The sequence below is a fragment of the Curtobacterium sp. VKM Ac-2887 genome (assembly GCF_015350935.1).
Classification (GTDB): Bacteria; Actinomycetota; Actinomycetes; order Actinomycetales; family Microbacteriaceae; genus Curtobacterium.
The window spans coordinates 1-26526 of record NZ_JADKSB010000023.1 but is presented as its reverse complement, the minus strand read 5'-3'; the positions used below and the strand labels follow the sequence as shown (position 1 = coordinate 26526).

19 protein-coding genes and 1 pseudogene are annotated in these 26526 nt (G+C 71.0%); 12 read left to right on the top strand and 8 right to left on the bottom strand.

What is annotated here, in order from left to right; genetic code table 11:
* Window positions 1-152: 152 nt before the first annotated feature.
* Together ITJ69_RS18115 and ITJ69_RS21045 are read left to right on the top strand one after the other, a co-directional pair.
* A pseudogene (locus ITJ69_RS18115) lies at window positions 153-2054 on the top strand (amino acid transporter).
* Window positions 2051-3019 carry a DMT family transporter gene (locus ITJ69_RS21045; protein WP_194673582.1) on the top strand — a complete coding sequence of 323 codons (969 nt, stop codon included), beginning with the start codon at window positions 2051-2053 and terminating at the stop codon, window positions 3017-3019. The pseudogene ITJ69_RS18115 and the gene ITJ69_RS21045 overlap by 4 nt, the downstream one beginning before the upstream one ends.
* 50 nt (window positions 3020-3069) lie before the next feature.
* Here ITJ69_RS21045 and ITJ69_RS18105 read toward each other — a convergent pair whose 3' ends face one another.
* On the bottom strand, window positions 3070-4755 hold the full coding sequence (locus ITJ69_RS18105; protein WP_194673581.1) for a long-chain-fatty-acid--CoA ligase: 1686 nt from the start codon (window positions 4753-4755) through the stop codon (window positions 3070-3072).
* 126 nt (window positions 4756-4881) lie between these two features.
* Here ITJ69_RS18105 and ITJ69_RS18100 point away from each other — a divergent pair, with 126 nt between their 5' ends.
* Window positions 4882-5805, top strand: a complete 924-nt coding sequence (locus tag ITJ69_RS18100) for an oxygenase MpaB family protein (RefSeq protein WP_134194071.1) — start codon at window positions 4882-4884, stop codon at window positions 5803-5805.
* Between the two features lie 94 nt (window positions 5806-5899).
* On the opposite strand, the gene ITJ69_RS18095 is transcribed toward ITJ69_RS18100, so the two are convergent.
* From ITJ69_RS18095 to ITJ69_RS18080, 4 genes are all read right to left on the bottom strand, one after another.
* Window positions 5900-6826, bottom strand: coding sequence for an aldo/keto reductase (locus ITJ69_RS18095; RefSeq protein WP_228506088.1), 927 nt, complete (start codon window positions 6824-6826; stop codon window positions 5900-5902).
* A 176-nt stretch (window positions 6827-7002) separates the two neighbouring features.
* The gene (locus ITJ69_RS18090) at window positions 7003-7569 is read right to left on the bottom strand and encodes a TIGR03086 family metal-binding protein (RefSeq protein WP_131845388.1); all 567 of its coding nucleotides are present in this window, start codon (window positions 7567-7569) and stop codon (window positions 7003-7005) included.
* Between the two features lie 566 nt (window positions 7570-8135).
* Window positions 8136-8696: a YceI family protein gene (locus ITJ69_RS18085; protein WP_111086826.1), complete on the bottom strand. Its 561-nt coding sequence runs from the start codon at window positions 8694-8696 to the stop codon at window positions 8136-8138.
* Window positions 8697-8805: 109 nt separating this feature from the next.
* Window positions 8806-9738 carry a hypothetical protein gene (locus ITJ69_RS18080; protein WP_123938907.1) on the bottom strand — a complete coding sequence of 311 codons (933 nt, stop codon included), beginning with the start codon at window positions 9736-9738 and terminating at the stop codon, window positions 8806-8808.
* Window positions 9739-10233: 495 nt separating this feature from the next.
* Here ITJ69_RS18080 and ITJ69_RS18075 point away from each other — a divergent pair, with 495 nt between their 5' ends.
* The 8 genes from ITJ69_RS18075 to ITJ69_RS18040 all read left to right on the top strand — a co-directional run bounded on the left by ITJ69_RS18075 (window position 10234) and on the right by ITJ69_RS18040 (window position 19376).
* Window positions 10234-11238 (top strand): aldo/keto reductase family protein, encoded by a 1005-nt coding sequence (locus ITJ69_RS18075; protein ID WP_194673580.1) that lies wholly within the window; start codon window positions 10234-10236, stop codon window positions 11236-11238.
* A 265-nt stretch (window positions 11239-11503) separates the two neighbouring features.
* Window positions 11504-11974, top strand: coding sequence for a GtrA family protein (locus ITJ69_RS18070; RefSeq protein ID WP_323743148.1), 471 nt, complete (start codon window positions 11504-11506; stop codon window positions 11972-11974).
* Window positions 11971-13509: a glycosyltransferase gene (locus tag ITJ69_RS18065; protein ID WP_194673578.1), complete on the top strand. Its 1539-nt coding sequence runs from the start codon at window positions 11971-11973 to the stop codon at window positions 13507-13509. The genes ITJ69_RS18070 and ITJ69_RS18065 overlap by 4 nt, the downstream gene beginning before the upstream one ends.
* Window positions 13506-15494 carry an ArnT family glycosyltransferase gene (locus tag ITJ69_RS18060; RefSeq protein WP_132099623.1) on the top strand — a complete coding sequence of 663 codons (1989 nt, stop codon included), beginning with the start codon at window positions 13506-13508 and terminating at the stop codon, window positions 15492-15494. The genes ITJ69_RS18065 and ITJ69_RS18060 overlap by 4 nt, the downstream gene beginning before the upstream one ends.
* Before the next feature lie 275 nt (window positions 15495-15769).
* A complete protein-coding gene (locus tag ITJ69_RS18055) occupies window positions 15770-16591 on the top strand; it encodes a DUF4397 domain-containing protein (RefSeq protein WP_194673577.1) in 822 nt (273 codons plus the stop codon).
* 101 nt (window positions 16592-16692) lie between these two features.
* Window positions 16693-17847, top strand: coding sequence for a glycosyl hydrolase family 8 (locus ITJ69_RS18050; RefSeq protein WP_194673576.1), 1155 nt, complete (start codon window positions 16693-16695; stop codon window positions 17845-17847).
* 47 nt (window positions 17848-17894) lie between these two features.
* The gene (locus ITJ69_RS18045; RefSeq protein WP_235036071.1) at window positions 17895-18536 is read left to right on the top strand and encodes a class F sortase; all 642 of its coding nucleotides are present in this window, start codon (window positions 17895-17897) and stop codon (window positions 18534-18536) included.
* 45 nt (window positions 18537-18581) lie between these two features.
* Window positions 18582-19376 carry a polyprenol monophosphomannose synthase gene (locus ITJ69_RS18040; RefSeq protein ID WP_123294027.1) on the top strand — a complete coding sequence of 265 codons (795 nt, stop codon included), beginning with the start codon at window positions 18582-18584 and terminating at the stop codon, window positions 19374-19376.
* Window positions 19377-19554: 178 nt separating this feature from the next.
* Here ITJ69_RS18040 and treZ read toward each other — a convergent pair whose 3' ends face one another.
* From treZ to glgX, 3 genes are read right to left on the bottom strand one after another with little or no spacing between them, the layout of a single operon-like run.
* On the bottom strand, window positions 19555-21309 hold the full coding sequence (treZ, locus tag ITJ69_RS18035) for a malto-oligosyltrehalose trehalohydrolase (RefSeq protein ID WP_159574184.1): 1755 nt from the start codon (window positions 21307-21309) through the stop codon (window positions 19555-19557).
* The gene (gene treY, locus ITJ69_RS18030; protein WP_194673575.1) at window positions 21306-23807 is read right to left on the bottom strand and encodes a malto-oligosyltrehalose synthase; all 2502 of its coding nucleotides are present in this window, start codon (window positions 23805-23807) and stop codon (window positions 21306-21308) included. Before treY ends, treZ begins: the two co-directional genes overlap by 4 nt.
* Window positions 23804-26038: a glycogen debranching protein GlgX gene (gene glgX / locus ITJ69_RS18025; protein WP_123294024.1), complete on the bottom strand. Its 2235-nt coding sequence runs from the start codon at window positions 26036-26038 to the stop codon at window positions 23804-23806. The genes treY and glgX overlap by 4 nt, the downstream gene beginning before the upstream one ends.
* Before the next feature lie 129 nt (window positions 26039-26167).
* On the opposite strand from glgX, the gene ITJ69_RS18020 reads away from it, so the two are divergent.
* On the top strand, window positions 26168-26488 hold the full coding sequence (locus ITJ69_RS18020) for a hypothetical protein (protein WP_111086838.1): 321 nt from the start codon (window positions 26168-26170) through the stop codon (window positions 26486-26488).
* Window positions 26489-26526 lie beyond the last annotated feature (38 nt).

Genomic DNA, 26526 nt, shown 5'->3' with positions numbered 1-26526 from the left:
GACCGGGTTGTCCACAGGGGCCGTCCGGGTGCGCGCGTGCTTCACCCGGACGGCTTAGCATCGTCCACGTGACCGCGACAGACGCCGAGCGGGCCGCCCAGCGCGACGCCACGGAGCCACCCCTCGACCGCAGCACCCGACTGCGTCGCTGGATGCTGCAGGGCGCCCACCAAGGGGCATCCCACCAGGGTCCGCACCAGGTCGAGGTCGAGAAGACCCACCCGTGGTGGCGGGTCATGTGCCTGACCGGCGTCGACTACTTCTCGACCCTCGGGTACCAACCGGCGATCGCCGCGCTCGCCGCCGGCCTGCTGTCGCCGATCGCCACGATCGTGCTCGTGCTCGTCACGCTGTTCGGCGCGTTGCCGGTGTACCGCCGGGTCGCGAGCGACAGCTTCCGCGGTGCCGGGTCGATCATGATGCTCGAGAAGCTCCTGCCGTGGTAGGCCGGCAAGCTCCTGGTGCTCGTCCTGCTCGGGTTCGCCGTCACCGACTTCATGATCACGATGACGCTGTCGGCGGCGGACGCCACGGCGCACATCGCCGAGAACCCGTACACGCCACACTGGTTCACCGAGATCCCCGTCCCGCTCACCCTCGCGCTGCTGCTGTTGCTCGGCGTGGTGTTCCTCCGCGGCTTCAAGGAGGCGATCGGCATCGCGGTCGGCCTCGTCGCGGTGTTCCTCGCGTTGAACGCCGTCGTCGTGGTGGTCGCGCTCTGGCACGTCTTCGAGCACCCGATGGTCGCCAGCGACTGGTGGTCGGGGCTCACCGCGCAGCACAGCAACCCCCTCGTCATGGTCGGCATCGCGCTCGTCGTGTTCCCGAAGCTCGCGCTCGGCCTGTCCGGGTTCGAGACCGGCGTCGCGGTGATGCCGCAGGTGCGCGGTGACGCGTCGGACGACACGAGTGCCCGGCCCGAGGGTCGGATCCGCGGCACCAAGCGGCTCCTGACCGTCGCGGCCGTGATCATGAGCTCGTTCCTGATCACCTCGTCGATCGCGACGACGTTCCTCATCCCGCAGCACGAGTTCCAGCCGGGCGGCGGTGCGAACGGGCGGGCCCTGGCCTTCCTGGCGCACCAGTACCTCGGTGGGGTGTTCGGCTCGATCTACGACTTCTCGACCGTCGCCATCCTGTGGTTCGCCGGCGCGAGCGCGATGGCCGGCCTGCTCAACCTGGTGCCGCGGTTCCTGCCCCGCTACGGCATGGCGCCGCAGTGGGCGCGGGCGACCCGGCCGCTCGTCATCATCTTCACCCTCATCGCCTTCCTGATCACGATCGTGTTCCGCGCGAACGTCGACGCCCAGGGCGGGGCCTACGCCACCGGCGTGCTCGTCCTGATCACGAGCGCCGCGGTCGCGGTCACCCTGTCGGCTCGTCGCCGGCAGCAGAAGAAGCGCACCATCGCGTTCGGCGTCATCTCGGTCGTGTTCGTCTACACGACGGTCGCGAACGTCATCGAGCGGCCCGACGGCGTCCGGATCGCGGCGATCTTCATCATCGCCATCGTCGTGGTGTCGCTCGTCTCGCGGGTGCGCCGGTCGTTCGAGCTCCGCGCGTCGTCGATCGAGCTGGACGCCACGGCCCGGCAGTTCGTCGAGGCCGACGCCGACCAGTTCAGCGCGGTCTGCATCATCGCGAACGAGCCGGGTGCCGGCACCGCCGAGGCGTACCGGGCGAAGGGGCGCGAGGAACGGCGCGATTCCGGCATCCCGGCGCGCGTCCCGACGATGTTCCTCGAGGTGCTGCCCGCGGACTCGTCCGACTTCGAAGAGGATCTGCTGGTCGAGGGGCACGTCGTGCACGGACACCGTGTGCTCCGGGTCCGGTCCGGCAACGTGCCGAACACGATCGCCTCGACCCTGCTTGCGATCCGCGACACCGCCGGGGTCGTCCCGAGCATCTACTTCGAGTGGAACGAGGGCAGCCCGATCCGGAACGCCCTGCGGTTCGTGTTCACCGGTGCCGGTGACGTCGCGCCCGTCACGCGCGAGGTCCTGCGCGAAGCCGAACCGGACGTCCACCGCCGGCCGTCCATCCACGTCTCGTGACGGGTCCCGCCAGCGCGCGCCGGGTCCCGACGCCCGCCGGTGGGCTCGCCGCGGTGGTCGTCGCCGCCGCGGTCTGGGGGACCACCGGCACCGCGACGCACTTCGCCCCGGGCGTCCCCGCCTTCGTCTTCGGCGCGGTCACCTTCGGGATCGGTGGACTCGTGCTCGCCGCCGTCGCCGGACATGGCACGCTCCGCGCCGTCGCCGAGCGTCGCACGCGGGGGTGGGCGCTGCTCGGCGCAGGGGCGCTCGTCGTCTACGCGGTCGCCTTCTACGCGGCCCTCGCCGACGCGGGCGTCGCCCTCGGCACCACGATCGCGATCGGGTCGTCACCCGTGTTCGCCGGGCTCGTGGAGTGGGTGTCGGACAGGAGGCCCGTCACCGGCAGGTGGATCGTCGCCACGCTGGTGAGCGTGGCCGGCATGGTCGTCGTGACCCTGGCGCGCTCGGAGCACGACGGCGGTGGTGGTGCGCTCGCGCTCGGGGTCGCCAGTGCCCTGCTCGCCGGACTCACGTACGCGCTGTACTCGTGGGCGGTGGCGCGGGGACTGCACGCGGCGGCCGGGGCGGTGTCGGTACCCGGCGGGCCCGGGGTCGAAGCCGTCGCGGCGGGGCTGCCGAACGGCCGCGGGCTCGTCGGCGCCGTGTTCGGCATCGCCGCCGTGCCGCTCGTCGTGCTGGTGCTCGTCGCCGGCGCACCGTACCTCGGCGAGGGCGACAACTGGCCGGTGTTCCTGTACCTGGCCCTGGTGCCGACGGTGCTCGGGCACTCGCTGTACGCCGTGGGGTTGCGGTCCGTCGGTGCCTCGGTCGCGACCCTGGTGTCGTTGCTCGAGCCCGTGGTCGCAGCGGTGCTCGCCGTGCTCGTCGTCGGGGAGCACCTCGGTGCGACGGGGTGGGTCGGCATCGCACTCGTGGTGGCCGGGCTCGCCGTGCTCGCGGTGCCGGGGCGACGCCTGCGCTGACGCGCGTCGGGCACTGACGACGTCAGCCGTCAGCCGTCAGCCGTCAGCCGTCAGTCCTCGGCGAGGACCTGGTCCCGCACCTTCCGCCGCAGCACCTTGCCGATCATCGAGCGCGGCAGGTCCTCGACCACGACGACCCGACGCGGCACCTTGTACGCCGCCAGCTGGTCGCGCGCCCACACCCGCAGCGCCGCTGCGTCGAACGAGGACGGGTCCTTCGGCACGACGGCGGCGACGACCTGCTCGTTGCCGCCCTGCGTGATGCCGACGACCGCGACCTCCTTGACGCTCGGGTGCTTGAGCAGTGCGTCCTCGACCTCGGACGGCGACACGTTGAAGCCGCCCGTGATGATGAGCTCCTTCAGTCGGTCGACGATCCGGACGTAGCCGTCGGCGCCGATCGCCACGATGTCGCCGGTGCGGAACCAGCCGTCGGGGGTGAAGACCTCGTCCGTGGCCTCGGCCTTGCCCCAGTAGCCGCGGAACACCTGCGGCCCGCGGACCTGCAGTTCACCGGGCTCGTCGACGCCGAGCACCTTCGTGCTGTCGTCGGGGTCGACCACGCGGGCCTCGGTGGAGGACAACGGCAGCCCGATGGAGCCGAGGCGACGCTCCGGGGACACCGGGTTCGCCATCAGCACGGGGGAGCACTCGGACAGCCCGTAGCCCTCGACCAGGTACCCGCCGGTCCGGGCTTCCCACGGCTCGACGATGTCCTGCGACAGCGGCATGGCGCCCGAGATGCCGATCTCGATGCCCTCGAGCGAGACCTTCGCCGAGTCGGCGGCGTGCTGCAGTCGGGCGTAGATCGGCGGGACGGCGGGCAGGAACGTCGGCGGGTGCTTCTTGATCGCGGTGAGCACGAGCGCCGGGTCGAACGTCGGGAACAGCACGAGCCGCGAGGCCATGCTCATCGCGAAGGTCAGGCACAGCGTGAGGCCGTAGGCGTGGAACATCGGCAGCACCGCGTACACGACGTTGTCGCCCCGACGGATCTGCGGCACCCAGGCGCGAGCCTGCGCGGCGTTGGCCAGCAGGTTCCGGTGCGTGAGGACCGCGCCCTTCGGCGTGCCGGTGGTGCCCGAGGTGTACTGGATCAGGGCGATGTCGTCCGTCGACGGGCGCGGGTGCCGCTTCGACAGCTTGCGGGTGTGGACCAGGTCGTCCCACTTCGTCGTGCCGCGCACCGCGGTGGTGAGCTTCGCGCGGGACTCGCGGGCCTTCGCCACCGGCAGGGCCAGGGCGAGCCGGGTGCTGCGGGGCATCGCGCGGGTCAGGTCGACCGACACGATCGCGTCGAGCTTCACGTCGGCAGGGAAGTCCTGCAGCGTCGCGACGGACTTGTCCCAGGCGATCGCGACCTTGGCGCCGTGGTCCTCGAACTGGTGGCGGAGCTCGCGCGGCGTGTACAGCGGGTTGTGCTCGACCACGATCGCGCCGAGGCGCAGGACCGCGTAGAACGCCACGATGTGCTGCGGGCAGTTCGGCAGCACGATCGCCACCCGGTCGCCGGCACCGACGCCGAGTTTGCGGAGGCCGTTCGCCGCGCGGAGGATCTGCTCCTGCAGGTCGGCGTAGCTGGTCGTCCGCTTGAAGAACTCGAGCGCGACCCTGCCCGGGAACCGTCGCGCCGATTCCTCGACCAGGTCGATCAGGGAACCGTGCTGTTCCTCGATGTCGTGCGGGACCCCCGGCGCGTACGAGGCAAGCCAGGGACGAGGCGTGTCGATGCTCACGCGTCCCAACCTAGCGGGCCACCCCGGCGCCCGCTGGGAAGCATCGGGCGGCATCGGCCGGCATCGGGCGCCATCGGGGTGCACGAAGCCGAGCGCGCTCCCAGGGGGCGGACGGACGATGACGCCATGCCCTCCGTCTCCGATGCCTTCCGCTCCCGCCTCAACGACACGTTCACCGGTGGGGCGACGAGCAAGCCGGAGTGGATCGACGAACTCGAGGCCGGCACCGACGCCGGCTTCTTCGGCCCCGGTTCCGCGACGTGGGCGGTGCACGGCGGCAAGCAGACGATCGTCGCCGGCGTCCGCGCACTCCTCGTGCAGGCCCTGCACCCGGGAGCCCTCGCCGGCGTCGCCGACCACTCCCGCTACCGCGAGGACCCGTTCGGCCGACTCGCCGGCACCATCCGGTGGATCTACACGGTCTCGCACGGCGACACCGCGACCGCCCGCGGAGCGAGCGAGTGGGTGCTGCGCCTGCACGAGCGCGTTCGCGGCCAGTACGTCGACGGCCACGGCGTCGCACGCGACTACGCGGCGAACGACCCCGACCTGGCCCGCTGGGTGCACCTCGCCTTCACCGACGCGTTCCTCCGCGCTGCGCAGCGCTGGGGTGGCCCGATCCCCGGCGGTGCCGACGCCTACGTCCGCGAGTGGGCGACCGCCGGCCGGCTCATGCGCGTCGAGGACGCCCCGGAGTCCGAGGCCGAGCTCCGCGCCCAGATGGACGGGTACCTCGACCGCGGCGAACTGGCCGTCACTGCCCGCACCCGCGACGTCGTCAAGTTCATCAAGAACCCGCCGCTCGCGCTGATGCTGCGGCCCGGCTACCAGGCGCTGTTCCAGGGCGCCGTCTCGACGCTCGACCCCCGCCACCGCTCGATGCTCGGCCTGCGGGCCCCCGCGATCGGGCCCGTCGAACTGCCCGTCGGCCGGGCGACCGGACTCGTGCTCGACGGGATCGGTGGGGTACTCGGCAACCAGACGGGCACCGAGCGCGCTGCGCTCGTGCGCATCGCGCGCCTCGAACGCGAGCGCGGCGCCGTCGCCTGAAACGTCCGCGTGTCACGTGTCGTGGACGTGACCGGAGACGGACGGGAGGCCCGTGGCCAGCTGGCCACGGGCCTCCCGTCCGCTCGTGGGTGCGTCAGAAACCGGACGGCACCCGGGGCGTGTACGCGGACTCGAGTCGCGTCACCTCGTCGTCGGTCAGCGTGATCGCGGCGGCCGCGACCGCGTCGTCGATGTGGTGCTCCTTCGTCGCACCGACGATCGGCGCGCTCACCGCGGGCTTGCCCGCGACCCAGGCGAGGGCGATCTGCGCCATGCTCACGCCGCGGTCACTCGCGATGGACTCGACGGCGCCCACGATCGCGCGGTTCGCGTCCTCGTCCTGGCGGTAGAGCGTCTTGCCGAACTCGTCGGTGCTCGCGCGCGAACCAGAGCCCTCCGCGTCCCACGGCCGGGTGACCTTGCCGCGGGCGAGGGGGCTCCACGGGATCACGCCGACGCCGGTCGCGTGCGCGAAGGGGTGCATCTCGCGTTCTTCCTCGCGTTCGAGCAGGTTGTACTGGTCCTGCATGCTGACGAAGCGGGTCCAACCGTGCAGGTCGGCGACGTGCTGCATCTGCGCGAACTGCCACGTCCACATGCTGCTCGCGCCGAGGTAGCGGGCCTTGCCGGCCTTGACGACGTCGTGCAGGGCCTCCATCGTCTCCTCGATCGGGGTCACCGGGTCGAAGCGGTGGATCTGGTACAGGTCGACGTAGTCGGTGCCGAGACGGGTCAGCGAGGCGTCGATCTCGTGCATGATCGCGGCGCGGGAGAGCCCGGCGCCGTTCCGACCGGGGCGCATCCGGTTGAACACCTTGGTGAGGACCTGGACGTCCTCGCGCGGAGCGAGTTCCTTGAGGAGCGTGCCGGTGATCTCCTCGCTGGAGCCGTCGGAGTACACGTTCGCCGTGTCGAAGGTGGTGATGCCGGCGTCGAACGCGCGACGGACGAAGGGGCGGGCCTCGTCGATGCCGACGCTCCACGCGTGCGAGCCGCGGTCGGGGGCGCCGTAGGACATCATGCCGAGGACCACGGTGCTGATCTCGAGGCCGGAGGCGCCGAGGCGGGTGGTGTTCGTCGTCGCTGCGTTGCTCGGTGCTGCGTTGCTCGGGGCCGCGTTGCTCGGGGCCGCGTTGCCTGGTGCGGCGTTGCTCGGTGCTGCGTTGCCTGATGCTGCGTTGCTCGGTGCTGCGTTGGTCATGCGCTCACCTTGGCATCGCGGCCTGTGACGGCGAGCAGGCGGACCTGGAGTGGGGCGTCCTGGTCGACGTCGACCGGGGCGGCGTACAAGCCGGTCGCGGCGAGGTCCTCGATCTGCGGCTCGAAGTACTCCCACACCGCCTGCACGAGCTCGTCCGGCAGGGACTCGTCCGTACCGGTCGCCCGCGCCAGGTCCCACGTGTGGATGGTGATGTCGCTGGTCTGCTCGGTGAGGTACTGGCCAGCTGGCACGACGTCGGTGCTGAGGTGGACGGGGGTGTCCTGCGGGGCGTTCCGCCAGGCATCGGTCGCCGCGGTCGCGAAGCGCTGCCACTCGGACACGAGGTCGTCGCCGATGAACTCGAGGTCGGCCTCGGCCTGGGCGTAGTCGCACCCGGTGAGGAGCTTCGGGATCCAGCGCTGCTCGTCGACCACGTGGGTCACGAGGTCGCGGGTGGTCCACTCGGAGTCGGGGGTGGCGGCGTCCCAGTCCGTCACGGCGGCGACGCGGCGGCCGAACTCGGCTGCCGCGAGGGCCTGCATCGCGATCCAGTCGGTGGCCATGGTGGTGCTCCTGTTCGTCGGGCTGGCGTGCGGTGCTTCGTGCGGGTGGTGCGTGGTGCGGGTGGTGTGTGCGGGTGGTGCGTGTCGTGCGTGTGTCGTTGTAACTCGGGGGCCGGTGTGCGGATTCCCGTGCGTGCGGGCGTGCCCCTGTCCGCTGCCCAACGCTACGCCGAGGAGCCCGGCCGAGCGGGCGAAATGCCGCGGTCGCGCGCCTACCCACCGGACGTTTCCGCCCGTTCACGCCTGCGCGGGGTCGATGCGCACTGCACTCGCTGACACCGGAGGGGCGTGCCAGCGCGTGGTCCCTGGGCGACCGGGCGGAATGCCGGGGTCGAGTTCGAGATGAGGCCGGTATTTCGCCCGTTCGCCCGGTTGCGCTCGCGATGGAGCACCCGCGCGCGTCGCAGCGGGCGGCGGGCGACGGGCGGAGGGCGGCGGGCACGGACGCACCCCCGGAGCACGGCGGGGACGACGAACGCCCCGGCTCCGTGGGGAGCCGGGGCGCGTGTCTCGGGTTCGGGTGGTGCTGTTCGGTGCCCTCAGTCAGGCAGCGAGTCCGAAGGGACTCAGGCCGCCTGGAGCACGAACTGGACGTCGAGGTTGATCGTCACGTCGTTGCCGAGGGTGAAGCCACCGGCCTCGAGCGCTGCGTTCCAGTTCACGCCGAACTCGGTGCGGTCGATCTTCGTGGTCGCCTCGGCGCCGAACTTGACCTGGCCGTAGCCGTCGGTCGTGAAGCCACCGAGCTCGGCCTTGAGGACGACGGGCTTGGTGACGCCGCGCAGGGTCAGGTCGCCAGCGATGTGCAGGTCGTCGCCCTTGGCCTCGATGCTCGTCGAGCGGAAGGTGAGCTGCGGGTGCTCCTCGGTGAGGAAGAAGTCGCTCGTCTTCAGGTGCTGGTCGCGCTGCTCCTGGCCGGTGTTGATCGACGCGACGTCGATGTTCGCCTCGACGGTCGACTCGAGGGGGTTCTCGGCGGTGACGACGGTGGCGTCGAACGTCTCGAACTTGCCCTTGACCTTGCTGATGGCGAGGTGGCGGACCGAGAAGGTGACCTCGGAGTGGGTGGGGTCGATCTTCCAGGTGCCGGTCTGGTAGCCGGGGATGGTCGTGGCGGTGAGCGTCATGGTGGTCCTTCTTCCGAACGAGAGTCTGTGGTGCGACGCGATCCATGCGCCTGCATCAACCTGATACTACGCCAGTGTGCACCCTTTTGGTTGAAGCGTCAACCATTGTTCACCGAAGCGTCGCGAAGCGGTGGTCGTGCGGTGCGCTGAGCCCGGCCTGCAGGAGGCGTCTCACACGCTGTACGAATCGATCGACACCTCGGCCGACGTCGTCCGCCGTGGCCCGGACCAACCACCAGTCCACGTCCTTCAAGTGCTCACCGCGGGTGAGGTCCTTCCGGAAGGTGGCCGGGTCGGTGCGGTGGAGATCGCTCTCGTACTCGATCGCCACCCGTGCTGCGGGGTAGGCGAGGTCCACGCACGCGATCCACCTGCCGTCCACGATCACGTCGTGGTTCAGGGCGGGTTCCGGGAGTCCCTGGCGGACGAGGGTCAGCCGTGCCCTGGTCTCACCCGGGGAACGAGAACCCGGCCTGATCTCGGCGAGAGCGTGGCGCAGCTTCACGACGCCCCGGAGCCCGCGCCGCCGGCCGACTGCCAGGATCAGCTCGTCGAGGGTCGCCCATCCGAGCCACCCGACGAGGGCGTCACCCGCGATGATCAGTTCGTCGAGCGTCAACATCGTGCTCAGCGCGACGAACGTGTCCGCTGGCGTCGTCAGACGCACACCTCGGCTGGTGGTCGCACGGACCCTGCCGAGGTGGGCGCGGTGTCCGACGGCGCCGCGGACGCGAAGCGCCTGATCGACCCCGATCGTCGTGACGTGGAGCCGCGGCGAGCCCTCGAGCCGGCGGGGGAGCGGGATGCCGAGGATCGCGGCGGCCGTGACGTGGCTGAACACCTGGTCGGGGCGCAGCCGGGGAGCCAGCGCGCGGGCGCGTTCGTCAACGGTTCGCGGCGGAACCGCGGATCGGGTGCCGTGGAACGGGCGGACGAGGTCACGTGCCTCGAGGCGGCCGCGGGACACCCCTCGATGCAGTGCGTCTCGGACGCGGAACGAGGCGTCCCGCAGCGCCAACGGGAGTCGGCGTCTGGCGGTCATCTCCACATCGTGGAGCCGAGCGGGCGCGACGGTGGCGAGTCGTGCCTCCAGTGTGGACGGCCCGCGATCCTGGCGCCCCTGTGGAGGAATCGCGCCGCGGTCGAGCGGGCGAAACACCGGGGTCCGGCTGCGTGGCGACCGCGGCATTTCGCCCGCTCGCGGGGGCGCCCGCCGGCGCGGACCGCAGCGCTGCCCGCCCGGCCGGTCAGCGCAGCGGTCGGGACCGCGGCGACGGCGTCAGCCCGCCCATCGCGGCGAGGCTCCCGCGGTCGCGACCTCAGCGACGACGCGAGCGGGCGTATTGGCCGGGTGTCGCCGTCGGGCACGCTGGCATTTCGCCCGCTCGCGGGACGGGATCCACCCTCGCGAGATCCGCGCTCGCGGCGGCAGACCGCACCGCACCCCGCTACGCACCCCCCCCGCCCCACCCCGCGGCGGGCGGCAGGCACTCGCGGGGCCCCTCACGTGTCGGCGGGCTCCAGTAGCGTCGGGACCATGGAATTCAGGTACCTGGGCAACTCCGGACTCAAGATTTCCGAGATCACCTACGGCAACTGGCTGACGCACGGCTCGCAGGTCGAGAACGACGTCGCCTCCCAGTGCGTACGGGCGGCGCTCGACGCCGGCATCACCACGTTCGACACCGCGGACACGTACGCCAACACCGCCGCCGAGACCGTCCTCGGCGAAGCGCTCAAGGGCGAGCGGCGTGCGGGGCTCGAGGTCTTCACGAAGGTCTACTGGCCCACCGGCCCCAAGCAGCACAACGACGTCGGACTCTCCCGCAAGCACATCCTCGAGTCGATCAACGGCTCGCTGACCCGCCTGCAGACCGACTACGTCGACCTCTACCAGGCGCACCGCTACGACCACGAGACCCCGCTCGAAGAGACCATGCAGGCCTTCGCGGACGTCGTCCGCCAGGGCAAGGCGCTCTACATCGGCGTCAGCGAGTGGAACGCCGAGCAGATCCGCGCCGGCGCAGCGCTCGCGAATGAGCTCGGCTTCCAGCTCATCTCGAACCAGCCGCAGTACTCGATGCTGTGGCGGGTCATCGAGGGCGAGGTCGTCCCCGCCTCGAAGCAGCTCGGTCTGTCGCAGATCGTCTGGTCGCCCATCGCGCAGGGCGTGCTGACCGGCAAGTACAAGCCGGGTCAGCCGCTGCCCGAGGGCTCACGTGCCACGGACGAGAAGGGCGGCGCCGACATGATCAAGCGGTTCATGCGCGACGAGGTCCTCGAGGCCGTGCAGCGCCTGCAGCCCGTCGCCGACCAGGCCGGCCTCACCCTCGCGCAGCTCGCGATCGCGTGGACGCTGCAGAACGACAACGTCGCCAGCGCCATCGTCGGCGCGTCGCGTCCGGAGCAGGTCACGGACAACGTCAAGGCAGCGGGCGTCACGCTCGACGCCGACGCGCTCGCCGCCATCGACGAGGCACTGGGTGACCTCCCGGAGCGCGACGCGGCCAAGACCGTGTCCCCGGCGCAGCGTCCCGCCTGAGACGCGACCCACCATCGGACGGGAGGCCCGTGGCGACGCCGCCACAGGCCTCCCGTCCGCTCTGCTGGCCGCCTGCACAGACCGGTCCGGTCTGCACAGATCGGCCGTCCGTACCCCGGATGAACGGCACGTGTCGTGGAACTGGCAGACACCTGGGTAAGCCCGTACCCCACCCAAACCACGAGCCACTTACCCCCGAATCGGGGGCATGACCCGAACTGATACCCCCGTTCTGGTGTCGCCCGACACCGGTACGGTGCCGACCGTGCGACCCGGCACGGTCGCGCGCCTGCTCGCCACCGCGAGGCAACTCGCGTCGTTCGGCACGATCGGTGCCGTCTGCTTCGTCATCGATCTGGGCATCTACAACCTGCTGCGCGCCACCGTCATGCCCGACGGTCCCATCGCCGCGAAGATCGTGTCGGCCGTCGTGGCGACCGCCGTGGCGTGGATCGGCAACCGCTTCATCACGTTCCGCGCCGAGCGCCAGACCGGCCGCCGCGAGACCGTGCGCGAGGGGCTGCTCTTCGCTGCCACGAACCTGATCGGGCTCGGCATCGCCGCGGCCTGCCTGTTCGTCTCGCACTACGTCCTCGGGTTCACCTCGACCTTCGCCGACAACGTCGCCGGCAACGGCGTCGGCCTCGTGCTCGGAACCGCCTTCCGGTTCGCCGCGTACAAGGCCCTCGTCTTCCGTTCCACCGATGCTCGTCGCACGAAGGGGCTCGCCGCATGACCATCTCCGCCACGCTGCTGACGGCCGCAGGGCCGCTGCTCCAGCCGAACGAGGGGACTGCTCCGTCGAGCGTCCCGAACCGAGGGACCACCGACGTCCCGACCGGAGGCTCCGGTGCCGCCCAGCAGGCCGCGTGGTCGCTGGGTGAGTGGATCGGCTACTCCGCGCTCATCGCGATCTCCGTGCTGCTCACGATCGTCGCGCTGACGACGCTCTGGTGGATGTTGCACGCCTGGCGCTCGCGGGACGCGCTGAAGTCGACGAGCTTCAGCCAGACCCCGCGCCCGGCCGCGCACCGCTTCACCCTGCTGGTGCCCGGACGGCACGAGCAGGAGGTCATGGGCCAGACGCTCGACATGCTCGCGAAGCAGGACCACCCCGACTTCGAGATCATCGCGATCGTCGGCGAGGACGACCCGGAGACGGACGCCGTCGTGCGCGCCGCCGCAGCCCGTCACCCCGAGCTGATCCGGGTGGTCGTCGACGACACCCTGCCGAAGAACAAGCCGAAGGCGATGAACCTGGCGCTGCAGTACGCGACCGGTGACGTCGTCGGCGTGTTCGACGCCGAGGACGAGGTCTACCCGCACCTGCTCACTCTGGTGGACTCGCGATTCCAGGAGACCGGCGCCGACGTCGTGCAGGGCGGCGTGCAGCTGATGAACTTCAAGTCCAGCTGGTGGTCGCTCCGGAACGTCCTGGAGTACTACTTCTGGTTCCGCTCGCGCCTGCACTTCCACGCCGGCTCGAAGTTCATCCCGCTCGGCGGCAACACCGTCTTCGTGACGAAGGAACGCCTCGACTGGTCGAACGGCTGGGACGCGCACTGCCTCGCCGAAGACTGCGAGCTCGGCGTCCGGCTGTCCGCCGACGGCGCGAAGGTCGTCGTCGCGTACAGCCCCGAAGCCGTCACCCGCGAGGAGACCCCGCCGACCTTCGCCTCGCTGCTCAAGCAGCGGACGCGCTGGAACCAGGGCTTCCTGCAGGTGCTCGGCAAGGGGGAGTGGAAGAAGCTGCCGTCGTTCCGTCAGCGCTTCTTCGCCCGGTACATGCTGACCATGCCGTTCATCCAGGCGGCCACCGGTCTGCTCATCCCGCTCAGCGTCCTGATGATCCTGTTCGTCAAGGTACCGACGGCGATCGCCCTGGTGTCGTTCATCCCGGTGGCACCGACGCTCATGCTGCTGGCCGTCGAGGTCGTCGGTCTCAACGAGTTCGGTCGCATCTACAAGGAGAAGGTCCGGTTCCGCGACTACGTGAAGCTCGTGCTCGGTCTCGTGCCGTACCAGGTCTTCCTCGCCGCAGCAGCCGTCCGAGCCGTCGTCCGCCACGCCAAGGGGCAGAACGGCTGGGAGAAGACGGAGCACACGGGCCAGCACCGGAACGCCGAGCAGCCCGCCGAGGTCGTCGGCTTCGCGTCGGAGTTGACCGGGTCCGGGTCCGCGGGCGCGACGTCTTCGTCGTCTTCGTCTTCGTCTTCGTCTTCGTCTTCCGAGCGTGAGCTCGCCGGCACGACCACAGGAGGGACCCGATGACCGCCAGCATCACCAACACCACCGGCATCCCGATCCGCGGTGCCGTCGCGGGGAACCACACCGGCATCGGCGCCTGGTTCCGCCGGCACGCCGCGAGCCTGACGTGGCTGCTGCCCGTCGTCGCCGTCACCGTCATCGTGCAGGCCTGGAACATGTCCGGCACCCCGCAGCGGATCGACGACGAGGGTACGTACACGGCGCAGGCCTGGGCGATCATGCACCTCGGCGAGATCACGCACTACACGTACTGGTACGACCACCCGCCACTCGGCTGGATCCAGATCGCCGGCTACACCGGTCTGACCGGGGCGTTCGCGCGCTACCCGTTCGCCGTCGAGGCCGGCCGCGAGGCGATGGTCTTCTTCTCCGCCGTCTCGAGCATCCTGCTGTTCGTCCTCGCCCGCCGCCTCGGTGCAGGCCGGATCACCGCTGCCGCAGCCGGACTCGTCTTCGCGCTGTCGCCGCTCGCCCTGCAGTACCACCGCACGGTCTACATCGACAACGTCGCGACGCCGTGGCTGCTCGCCGCGTTCGTCCTCGTCCTGAGCCGTCGCCAGCAGCTCGCCGGGTTCGCCGGCGCCGCTGCGTGCCTCGGCATCGCGGTGCTCTCCAAGGAGACGTACCTGCTCGCCCTGCCGTTCCTCATCTGGATGGCGATCCGTCGCGCCGACAAGAGCACCCGCCGGTACACGCTGAGCGTCGCCGGTGCCGTCCTCGTCATCATCGGCGGCGGGTACCTGCTGCTCGCCGCGGTCAAGGGCGAGCTGCTGCCGAGCAGCGGTCGGGTCAGCCTGTTCGAGGGCATCACCTACCAGCTCGGCTCGCGCTCGGCATCGGGTTCGCTGTTCGACCCGGGCAGCCTGGCCAACGCCGCCGCGTCGCAGTGGTGGGCGCTCGACCCGGTGTTCATCGTGCTCGGCTCGGCCGCCGCGGTCGTCGGGCTCTTCATGCGACGGGTCCGTCCGATCGCCGCGATGCTCGTCTTCCTGCTCGCAATGATGTTCCGCCCGAACGGGTACCTGCCGGTGCCGTACGTCATCATGCTCATCCCCTTCGCCGCCCTGCTGGTCGCCTACACGGCCGAGCGTGCCGTCCTGGCGATCGCCGGTCGGGTCCGCACCCGTACCCGCCTCGGCGCCGGGACCCGTCGTGGTCTCGGCATCACCTGGGCCGTCACCACCGCGGTCGCGCTCGTCGTGGCGGTGCCGCTCTGGGGAACACAGCTGCGCGGCTTCGTCCTGGGCAACCTCGACCTGCCGATGCAGCAGGCCGAGCAGTGGGTCGGGGACAACGTCTCGAAGTCCTCCCGACTGCTGGTGGACGACGCCATGTGGGTCGACCTCGTCGAGGACGGCTTCGCCCGGAACAACGTGGTCTGGTACTACAAGCTCGACACTGACGGAGCCGTGGAGCGGCAGTCGCCCAACGGGTGGAAGGACTCGGACTACGTCATCACGACGGACTCCATGCGGACCGGCGGCAACTCGTCGTCCGACATCCGCCAGGCGATCGAGAACTCGACGGCCGTCGCGACCTTCGGGTCCGGTGACCAGCAGGTCGAGGTCCGACGCATCCACGCCGAGGGATCGACGGCCGCACAGACCGCGATCACCCGGGCCAGCGACCTGCGGAAGACCATGGGCACCGAGCTGGCGTCGAACCCGGCGCTCCGGGCCGACGACGGCACGAAGTCGCAGTTCCGTGCGGGTCAGGTCGACTCGCGAGCGATGATCGCGCTCGGCCAGGTGCTCGCCGACCAGGACGTCCGCGTCGACCGGTTCACCCCGCTCACGGGCGAGACCGGGCAGCCGTTCCGCACCGCCGTCCTGCACACGAGCGACGCTGCCTCGGCGGAGCGCGTGGCCGCCACCCTCGAGGCGATGCCCGATTCGTTCCGGCCGGCGTCGGTCGAGCGTGAGGGCGAACGCCTCACCGTCACGTACACCCCGGCGGACCCGACCACGACCGCGACGAGCGCCTCGTGACCCGCCGCCCTGCCGAGCAGAGCGCTGCCCGGATCGCCGAGCGGGCGAAACACCAGGGTGCTCCGGACGCCGACCCCGGCATTTCGCCCGTTCGCGGGGACACCCGCACCACCCGCACACGCGGGACCGCCGAGCGGGCGAAACACCAGGGTGCTCCGGACGCCGACCCCGGCATTTCACCCGCTCGCGGGGACGCTCGCATCCACGGCCCCAGCAAGGCCCGCAGCACCACCGCACACAACTCGACCAGCACCACGACCCGAAGGAGCACGACCATGACCGCACACACCCAGCGACGCCGCACCGTCGTCGTCGGCGCACTCGCAGCGACCCTCGTCGCCGCGACCGTCGGACTCGCAGCACCCCAGACCGCCTCCGCCGCGACCGCCGACGAGGGCTGGCTCCGCGTCGGCCACCTCTCGCCCGACACCAAGGGCGTCGACGTCGAACTGTCCAGCCTGTCCGGCGGCAAGACGGTCTTCGAGCTCGACGACGTCACGTACGGCCAGGTCAGCAAGTACCAGGAGCTCCCGGTCGGCACCTACGTGCTGTCGATGCGGGCCTCGGACGCCCCGGACTCGACGCCGGTGATCTCCACCGACGTCAAGGTCGACAAGGGCGACGCGAGCACGGTCGTCGCGTACGGCAAGAACACCGACCTCAAGACGACGGCGTTCACCGACGACCTGCAGCAGCCGGGCGACGGCAAGGCGAAGCTCCGGCTCGTCCAGGCCGCCACCACGGCGAAGCAGGTCGACGTGAGCACCTCCGAGGGCACCGCCATCGCCGAGGGCGCGAAGTTCGGCACCGCCACCAAGTACGCCACCGTCGACTCCGGCAAGTGGACGCTCGACGTCTCCGGCAGCGGCCAGCAGGGCACCGCCAGCGTCGACCTCGCGGGCAACACGGTCTCCACCCTGTTCGTCCTCGACGACAGCAAGGGCGACCTGACGGTCGTGCCGGTCACGGACGCCGCAGCCACCGCCGCGACGCCGACCGGCGGCGTGCAGACGGGTGGCGGCGGCGCAGCCGCCGACCGCCCGATGACGGAGGCCGTCCACACGGCCATCGCAGCGCTCCGCTCGCTGTACCGCTGACGCCCTGGCCGGGAGGCACGGATCACGTGCGCCGACACGCTCACGTGATCCGCCCCTCCCGTCCAGATCCATCGTCACCATCCACGGAAAGGCAGGCCAGCATGACCCGCAGGACCTGGATACCCGTCACCGCCGCAGCGGCGGTGGTCGTCGCCGTCGGCGTCGCGCTCATCGCGGTTCGCCCGTGGGGGCAGGACACCGAGGCCTCGGGCGGCTCGGTCGCCACCCCGACCTCGACCAGCGCGCCCGACGCGGCACGCTCCCCGAAGGAGCTCCGCACGGAGTTCCTCGACCGGTACGTGCAGGACGGCCGCGTCGTCCGCACCGACCAGGGCGACGACACCGTCAGCGAGGGACAGGCTTACGGGCTGCTCATCGCCTTCGCGAACGGCGACCGCGACCGGTTCGACGACATCTGGAAGTGGACGAAGACGCACATGCTGACCGACGACGACCTGCTCGCCTGGCGTTGGACGCCCGACGACGGTGTCGCCGACGAGCAGCCGGCCAGTGACGCCGACCTCGACGCCGCGCGGGCCCTGGTGCTCGCCGGCGACGCGTGGGGCGAGGACCGGTACACGACAGCCGGCAAGCGCATCGCCTCGGCGATCCTGGAACACGAGACCGCGACCACGGAGCTCGGCACGATCCTGCTGCCCGGGCCGTGGGCGGACTCCGAGCCGTACCGGTACAACGCCTCGTACGCGTCGCCGGCCGCCTTCGCGGTGCTGGCGAAGGCCACGGGCGACGACCGCTGGACCGCGCTGAACCGTGGGTCCCGCGCGGCGACCGCGGCGGTGCTCGACGAGTCGCAGCTGCCGAGCGACTGGTCGCAGGTGCACGCCGACGGCACCGTCGACCCGATGCCCGCCACCGGGGGAGACCAGCGCGTGCTGTACGGCTACGACGCGATGCGGACGCCCGTCCGCTACGCCGAGGCCTGCTCCGCCGACGACCGCGCCCTGGCCGGGTCGCTCGCCCCGACCCTGCGTCGGACGACGCAGCTCGCGGCGCAGCTCGACCTGGGCGGCACCGCCGTGACCGGGGACACGAACGCCCTGGCGTACACCGCCCGGGCCGCCGCGGAGTACGCGGCCGGTTCCTCCGGTGCGGCCGCCGACGACCTCGAGCGGGCCGACCGGACGGCTGCCACCACGCCGACCTACTACGGGGACGCCTGGGCCGCCCTCGGTTCGACCATGCTCACCTCGGACGTGCTCGGCGGCTGCGCGACGACGGCCGGAGGGGCATCGTGACCGGCCGACGGTCCGCCGGGCGTAGTTCGGTGTTCGGACGTCGTGGCGTGGTGATCGGGGCCGTGCTCGCCGCGGTCGTCGTGGGCGGCGGCGTCACCGGTGTGGCGCTCGCGTCGACCGTCGGCAGTGACGGGTCGGACGGGCGGGCCGGTTCGGCGCCGTCGAGTTCGGCTTCGGCTTCTGCTTCTGCAGGGTCGGGCATCAAGGGGTTCCAGGACCCGGCGGCACCCGCTGCCCGATCCGCGGCGACCCCCGTCAGCGTCTCGATCCCCGCGATCGGCGTGCAGTCGAACCTCGAGGACCTGCACCGCGGCACGGCCGGCGAACTCGACCCGCCCGTCGACTGGGACAGCGCCGGGTGGTTCAGCGACGGCATCGTCCCCGGTGAGGTCGGCCCGGCAGTCATCGCCGGCCACGTCGACAGCCCGACGAGCGCCGCCGTGTTCTTCCGGCTCGACGAACTGGTCGCCGGCGACGAGATCCACGTCGCGATGTCCGACGGCAGCACCCGCACCTTCACCGTCGACCGCTCGGAACGCGCCGCCAAGTCGGCGTTCCCGACGAGCGACGTCTACGGCACCACCCCGACCCCCCAGCTCCGACTGATCACCTGCGACGGCGTGTTCGACACCGCCACCGGGCACTACACGGACAATCTGATCGTGTTCGCAGACCTCTCGTCGGACTGACCCAAACACCGACCGATACATTCGATGTGGAGCACGAGGAGCACCATGAGCGAGACCCTGGTCATCATCCCGACCTACGACGAGGCGGAGAACGTCCGTCCCATCGTCGAGCGCACGCTCGCCGCCACCGACGAGAACGTCCACGTGCTGGTCGTCGACGACAACTCGCCCGACGGCACCGGTGACATCGCCGACGCCATCGCCCGCGAGACCGACCGCGTGCACGTCATGCACCGCACGGTGAAGGACGGCCTCGGCGGCGCGTACCTGTCCGGGTTCGCCTGGGGCCTCGAGCACGGCTACGCCAAGCTCGTCGAGATGGACGCCGACGGCTCGCACCACCCCGAGTACCTGCCGTGGATGCTCGAGCTCGCGGACACGAACGACCTCGTGCTCGGGTCCCGCTGGATCAAGGGCGGCAAGGTCGAGAACTGGCCCTGGTACCGCGAGCTGCTCTCCCGCGGCGGCAACCTCTACACGCGCCTGGCCCTCGGCATCGCGGTCCGCGACGCCACCGGCGGGTTCCGGGTCTTCACCTCACGGGCGTTCGAGCGGATCGACCTGGCCGGCGTCGCGTCGAAGGGCTACTGCTTCCAGGTCGACCTGTGCTGGCGTGCCCTCGAGGCCGGTCTGCGCGTCGTCGAGACCCCGATCACGTTCACCGAGCGGGAGTTCGGCGTCTCGAAGATGAGCGGCAACATCGTGCGCGAGAGCCTGGCCCTCGTGACGAAGTGGGGCATCGACCGCCGCATCCGCGAGACCCGTTCCCTGGTCAAGGACCACCGGAAGCTGCCGTCCGTGCGCACCAACGCGCACGCCGTGGCCGACCACGCAGCCTGACCCGCTGAGTCGGGGTCGGCGCTCGGGGTCGGCGGTCGGGGTCGGCGTCGGTACCGCGAAAGCGACAGTGTCCCGCGAACTGTTCGCAGGACACTGTCGCTTTCGCGGATCGGCCGCCCGTGGGCAAGCCCGGCCCGCCCGTGGGCAAGCCCGGCCCGCCCGGACGGCTGCGCAGCGACTAGCGCAGCACCACCACGCCCCGCCCGCGGAACCGCACGCAGTCCGTCGCGACCTCGGCCGCTCCGAACCGGTAGAGCTCTTCGCCGGTGGCACCGGGGACCGGCACCTCGGCTGCGTCGTCGAGGAAGTTCACCACGACGTGCACGGGTGCCACGTCCGGTCCGAGCAGCCCACGCGTGAGCACCAGCCACCGGCGGTCCTCGCTGAACCGCACGGCGTTCGCCTCGTACCGGTGGTCGACGAAGGCCTGGTCGGTCCGGCGCAGGGCGACGAGCACGCGGTAGGCACGCAGGATCGCCGCACCCCGCTCGGAACTGACGTCGGCCCAGTCGAGCTTCGAGTTCGTGAACGTCGTCGGGTCCTGCGGGTCCGGCACGGCCGACTCGTCCCAGCCGTGCTCTGCGAACTCCGCGATGCGTCCCTCGGCCGTCGCCTTGCCGAGCTCCGGCTCCGGGTGCGACGTGAAGAACTGCCACGGTGTCGTCGCGGCGAACTCCTCACCCATGAACAGCATGGGCGTGAACGGGCCCAGCAGCGTCAGTGCCGCGGCGATGACGAGGCCTTCGTCGTCGAGCGTCGCCGCCAGACGGTCGCCCGCCGCGCGGTTGCCGATCTGGTCGTGGTTCTGGTTCGTGACGACCAGGGCCGTCGCCGGGGAGGTCCCACGGTCGATCGGTTGCCCGTGGCGCCGGCCACGGAACGACGACCACGTGCCGTCGTGGAAGAACCCGTGGTCGAGCACCTTCGCGAGCGCCGACAGCGGTGCGAAGTCGGCGTAGTAGCCGTTCGTCTCGCCCGTCAGCGCCACGTGCACGGCGTGGTGGAAGTCGTCGGACCACTGTCCGGCGAGCCCGTACCCGGCGGCTTCCCGCGGGCGGAACATCACCGGGTCGTTGAGGTCCGACTCGGCGAGCAGGGACAGCGGACGACCGACGAAGGAACCGTAGGCGTCCGTCTCGTCGGCCATCTCGGCCAGGACGTGCGGCCGCGTGGTGTCGCGGATCGCGTGCACGGCGTCGAGCCGGAGCCCGTCGACGTGGTGGTCGCGGAACCACATGCGCACGTTGTCGAGCACGTACCGACGCACCTCGGGGTGCTCGACGTTCACCGAGTCGCCCCACGTGTTCGCGAGCCCCTGCACCAGGTACGGCCCGAACAGCGGCAGGTAGTTGCCGCTCGGCCCGAGGTGGTTGTAGACGACGTCCTGGATGACGCCCAGGCCGAGTGAGTGCGCCGTGTCGACGAAGCGGTCGTAGGCGTCGGGGCCGCCGTACGGGGCGTGCACCGCGTACCAGGCGACCCCGTCGTAGCCCCAGTTCCACTCACCGTTCACACCGTTCACGGGCAGCAGTTCGACGAACTCGACGCCGAGTTCGACCAGGTGGTCGAGCTTCTGCGCCGCCGCGTCGAGGGTCCCCTCCGGCGTGTAGGTGCCGACGTGCATCTCGTAGATGACGGCACCGCGGGCTGGACGCCCGGTCCACGACTCGTCGGTCCACGCGAAGCGCGCGGGGTCGACGACGGCGGACGTGCCGTGCACCCCGTCCGGCTGGAAGCGACTGCGGGGGTCGGGTCGGACCGCGTCGTCGTCGCCGAGGCGGAACCCGTAGCGGGCACCGACGACCGGCATGATCGCGTCGGTCGACCACCAGTCGTCGTCGCCCCGGGTCAGCGGGTACTCGACGTCGTCGACGACCAGCCGGACGCGGTCCGGCTCGGGCGCCCAGACGGCGTAACGGTCGGGTGCGGTCATGCGTGACCCTCCAGGATGTCGATCTCCGCTTGCGCGTCGGACTCGGTCGCCGGGGTGGTCCGGGCGGTCGACCGGGAGGCCCGTCCCGCGTCGGACGCGTCGGTCACCGTGTCGGCGTGGCCGGGTTCCCCGACCGTGGCGGCCGGCACGAGCAGCGCGACCGGGTAGGTGGTGAGCAGATCCGCGAGGGCGATGCCCCGGCTGGCCGGGAAGGTCCGGCCGGTGAGCAGGTCGACCCGGTCGACGGGGACGGCGTGCACGAGGGTGTCACCCCAGCCACCGACCCGTTCGAGGCCGATCGGCAGGCGCGTGGCGATCGTCACGGCACCGCCGCGGTCGAACGCGACGACGTGGTCCGCCGCGCTGCCCGTCGCCTCGAGCGCGAGGTACCGCGTGAAGAGCTCCGGGTGGTCGCGGCGGAGACGGAGTGCACGGGCGGTCACGAGGAGCTTCGCGGCGCCGTCGATCCCGATCGCCGGGAGGTCCTCGGGGCCGTCGTCGTCCGGGCCGTCGATCTCGGCGAGGACGTGGCGCCGCTCGGCGTAGTCCACGGCTCGGCGGTTGTCGGGGTCGACGAGGGACCGGTCCCAGAACTCGGTGCCCTGGTAGACGTCGGGGACGCCGGGTGCCGTGAGCTGCACGAGCTTCTGCGCGAGCCCGTTCGACCACCCAGCCGCGTCGATCCGTTCGTCGAGGGCATCGAGCACGGCCACCACGGCGGGCTCGTCGAACGCCGCGTCGACGAGGGCGTGCATCCGCTCCTCGAACGCCGAGTCCGGCTCCGTCCAGGTGGTGCTGTCACCGGCTTCGCGGGATGCCTTCTCGGCGTAGGCGTGCAGCCGCTCACGACTCGCGGGTCGGGCACCGACGATCGCCTGCCAGAGCAGGTCCGCGAACACGCGGTCCTCGAGCGGGACGAGGGACTGCAACCGGTCGAGCGTTTCGGCCCACTCGCTGCCGAGCTCGGCCAGGACCGCGATGCGTGCGCGGGTGTCCTCGCTGCGCTTCGTGTCGTGGGTGGTGAGCGTCGTCATGGTGTGCGGCCAGCTGCCGAGCCGGTCGCGCTGCGCCTGGTGGAAGTCGGCCACGGACACCGCGAAGACGCTCGGGTCACCACCGACCTCGCTCAGGGACGTCAAGCGGGACGTGCGGTAGAACGCGGTGTCCTCGACGCCCTTGGCCATCACCATGCCGCTCGTCTGCTGCAGGCGGATCGCGGCGGCGTTGTCCGGGTCGACGAGCGCCGGGGCGATCCGGTCGATGACGTCGTCGAGGTCGGGACGGGCCTCTGCCGCGCGTTCGAGCGCCGCGATGAGGTGGTGGGCGCCCTCGGGCAGGTAGGTGCGGTACACGTCGAACGACGCCACGACCTCGGCGAGGGCGTCGACGAGCCGTTCGTGCGTGATCGCGTCCGCTCCTGCGGTGACCGGCGCGAGCAGTCGGGCGAGTCGCTCGACCTCGCTGCCGAGGATCCCGTCGGCGATGCCGCGGCGGGTGTCGTGCGTCAGCTGCTGCCAGTCGGCGGGCTCCGCGCCCGATGCCGCGGTCAGCGAGGGTTCGCCCTCGGGATCGACGAGCACACGGTCCAGGACGCCGAGCGCGTCGTACCCGGTCGTGCCGTCGACCGGCCACGAGCTCGGGAGTTCCTCGCCGGGTTCGAGGATCTTCTCGACGAGGGTGTACGCACCACCGGTCAGCTCGGCGAGGTCCTGCAGGTACCCGGCGGGGTCGTACAGTCCGTCCGGGTGGTCGATGCGCAGGCCGTCGACGAGGCCGTCGCGGAACCAGCCGCCGATGACGCCGTGCGACGCCGCGAACACCTCGGGTTCCTCGACCCGGATGGCCGCGAGCGTGTTCACCGCGAAGAACCGGCGGTAGTTGAGCTCGTGGTCCGCACGCTTCCAGTGCACGAACGCGTAGTGCTGCAGCGCGTGCACGGCCTCGACCGAGTCGCCCGGGTGGGCGGTGCCCGGCGCGGTCGGGTACGCGGTGTCGCCGACCCGGAGCACCGGGTGCTCGGCGTCGGACGTGTCGAGTGTGACCGCGTCGAGCAGCCGGTCGTCGAGGACCGGCACCCGGACCCTGCCGTCGCCGGCGTCCCAGTCGACGTCGAACGCCCAGGCGACGGGGGAGCCCTGGCCGAGTTCGAGCAGGGACCACCACCACGGGTTGACCGCCGGGGTGGCGACCCCGACGTGGTTCGGGACGACGTCGACCAGCACGCCGAGCCCGACCGCGTGCGCGGCCTCGGCGAGGACCCGGAGGGCCTCGTCACCGCCGCGGTCGGTGTCGACGTGCGTGTGGTCGACGACGTCGTAGCCGTGGTTCGAGCCGGGCTCCGACTGCAGGACCGGCGACAGGTACAGCCAGTCGGCCCCGAGGTCGTGCACGTAGTCGACGAGGTCGCGTGCGGCGGCCAGGTCGAAGTCCGCCGAGACCTGCAGCCGGTACGTCGAGACGGGAACGCGACGTCCGGCCCCCGGCGTGACGGTCGTCATCGCGCGGTGCCGCTCGGTGCGGTGGAACCGGCCGGGTTGGCCGGGGTGACGGCGTCCTGCGGGGACCGGGGCTCGGGGGCGCCGTCGTGGTGCTGGACCTCGACCGGGGTGACCGAGACCTCGTGGTTCGGCTCGGCACGCAGGACGATCATCGAGCGCGCGGGCACGTCGAGCGGTGTGCCCGCCTCGACGATCTCGTCACGGGCACCGGGCTCGGCGGTGTCGATGCGGACCGTCCAGCCGGGTGCGTACTCCTCGGGCGGCAACGTGAACGTCACGACGTCGTCGTGGGCGTTGAAGTACGTGATGAACGCCACGTCGGTGACGCGCTCGCCGCGGGAGTCGCGCCCGCGGATGCCGTCGCCGTTCAGGTACATGCCGACGCTCTTGCCGAAACCGGAGTCCCAGTCCTCCGGCGACATCGCGTCGCCCTCGGGCGTGAGCCAGACGACGTCGGGCAGCGGCTCGTCCTGACCACGGCGCACCGGGCGCCCGTTGAAGTACCGGGTGCGACGGAACGTCGGGTGGTCGTGGCGCAGCTTGACCACGTCGGCCGTGAACTGGACGAGGTCGTCGTCCGCGGTGTCCCAGTCGATCCAGCTGAGCTCGGAGTCCTGTGCGTAGACGTTGTTGTTGCCGGACTGCGAACGGCCGAGCTCGTCACCGTGGGCGATCATCGGCACGCCCTGGCTGAGGAGCAGTGTCGCCAGGAAGTTCCGGCGTCGCTGGAGTCGCAGGGCGTTCACGGACTCGTCGTCCGTCGGACCCTCGGCGCCGGAGTTCCAGGACCGGTTGTGGCTCTCGCCGTCGTTGTTGTCCTCGCCGTTGGCGTCGTTGTGCTTCTCGTTGTAGGCGACGAGGTCGTACAGCGTGAAGCCGTCGTGCGCGGTGATGAAGTTGATGCTCGCCTTGGGCGTGCGGCCGTCGTGCTCGTACAGGTCGGCCGAGCCGGAGATGCGCGACGCGAACTCACCGAGGGTCGACGACTCGCCGCGCCAGAAGTCGCGCACGGTGTCGCGGTACTTGCCGTTCCACTCCGACCACTGGGGCGGGAAGTTGCCGACCTGGTAGCCGCCGGGGCCGACGTCCCACGGCTCGGCGATGAGCTTGACCTGCGACACGATCGGGTCCTGCTGCACGAGCTCGAAGAACGCGGACAGGCGGTCCACCTCGTAGAACTCGCGGGCGAGCGCCGAGGCGAGGTCGAAGCGGAAGCCGTCGACGTGCATCTCGGTCACCCAGTAGCGCAGGGAGTCGAGGATGAGCTGCAGCGAGTGCGGGTGCCCGACGTTGAGCGAGTTCCCGGTGCCCGTGTAGTCCATGTAGAACTTCTTGTCGTCGTCCACCAGGCGGTAGTACGCCGCGTTGTCGATCCCTCGGAACGACAGCGTCGGCCCGAGGTGGTTGCCCTCGGCGGTGTGGTTGTAGACGACGTCGAGCACGACCTCGATGCCGGCGCGGTGGAGCTCCCGCACCATCGTCTTGAACTCCTGCACCTGCTGCCCCTGGTCGCCCGAGGACGAGTACGAGGAGTGCGGCGCGAAGAAGCCGATCGTGTTGTAGCCCCAGTAGTTCGACAGCCCCTTGTCCTGCAGGGTCGAGTCGTTCACGAACTGGTGCACCGGCATGAGCTCGAGCGTCGTGATGCCGAGTCGCTTCAGGTGCTCGATGACCGCGGGGTGCGAGACGCCGGCGTAGGTGCCGCGCTGCTCCTCGGGCACGTCGGGGTGGGTCTCGGTGAGGCCCTTGACGTGCGCTTCGTAGATGACCGTTTCGCCGTAGGGCGTGCGCGGTGCGCGGTCGCCCTGCCAGTCGAAGAACGGGTTGATCACGACGCCCTTCATCATGTGCGCCGCGGAGTCGTCGTCGTTCGTCGAGTCCGGGTCGCCGAACGTGTAGGCGAAGAGCGACTGGTCCCAGTCGATCTCGCCGCTCGTCGCCTTGGCGTAGGGGTCGAGCAGCAGCTTTGACGGGTTGCAGCGTGCGCCGTTGTCGGGGTCGTACGGGCCGTGGACACGGAAGCCGTACTCCTGGCCGGGGCCGACGTTCGGCAGGTACGCGTGCCAGACGTAGGCGTCGACCTCGACGAGGGGGATGCACTCTTCGTTGCCGTCGGTGTCGAACAGACAGAGTTCGACGCGCTCGGCGACCTCACTGAAGAGCGCGAAGTTCGTGCCGCTTCCGTCGTAGGTCGCCCCGAGCGGGTACGGGTTGCCGGGCCAGGTGTGCAAACGGTCCTCCAGGTGATGGTCGCGCCAACATATCGGTGACACCCGTCCGCGTCCGCAGACAAGCACCAGCTGTGTACCCGTGCGCGCGTGGCCCGCCCTGTGGAGGAACGGACGAGTAGCGTCGCGCGCATGGCCAACATCGTCACGCAGATCGCAGACAAGGTACGCCCGATCGGCGTCTCCACGAACTACGGAGACCCCGTCGAGGTCGGCGACCAGACCCTCATCCCGGTGTCCCTCGGCTGGTTCGGCTTCGGGGGCGGCGGGGACGACGAGAACGGCGGCGGCGGTGGCGGCGGCGCGTCGATCCCGGTCGGCGCGTACATCCGTCGCCCCGGCAAGGACCTCGAGTTCGAGCCGAACCTCATCTCGCTCGTCGCGGTGAGCATCCCGCTCGTCTGGGTGACCGGCACCGTGCTCCGCAAACTGGTGCGCGTCCTGAAGAAGTAGCGACAAGCGGACGGGAGGCCCGTGGCGGACCCGCCACG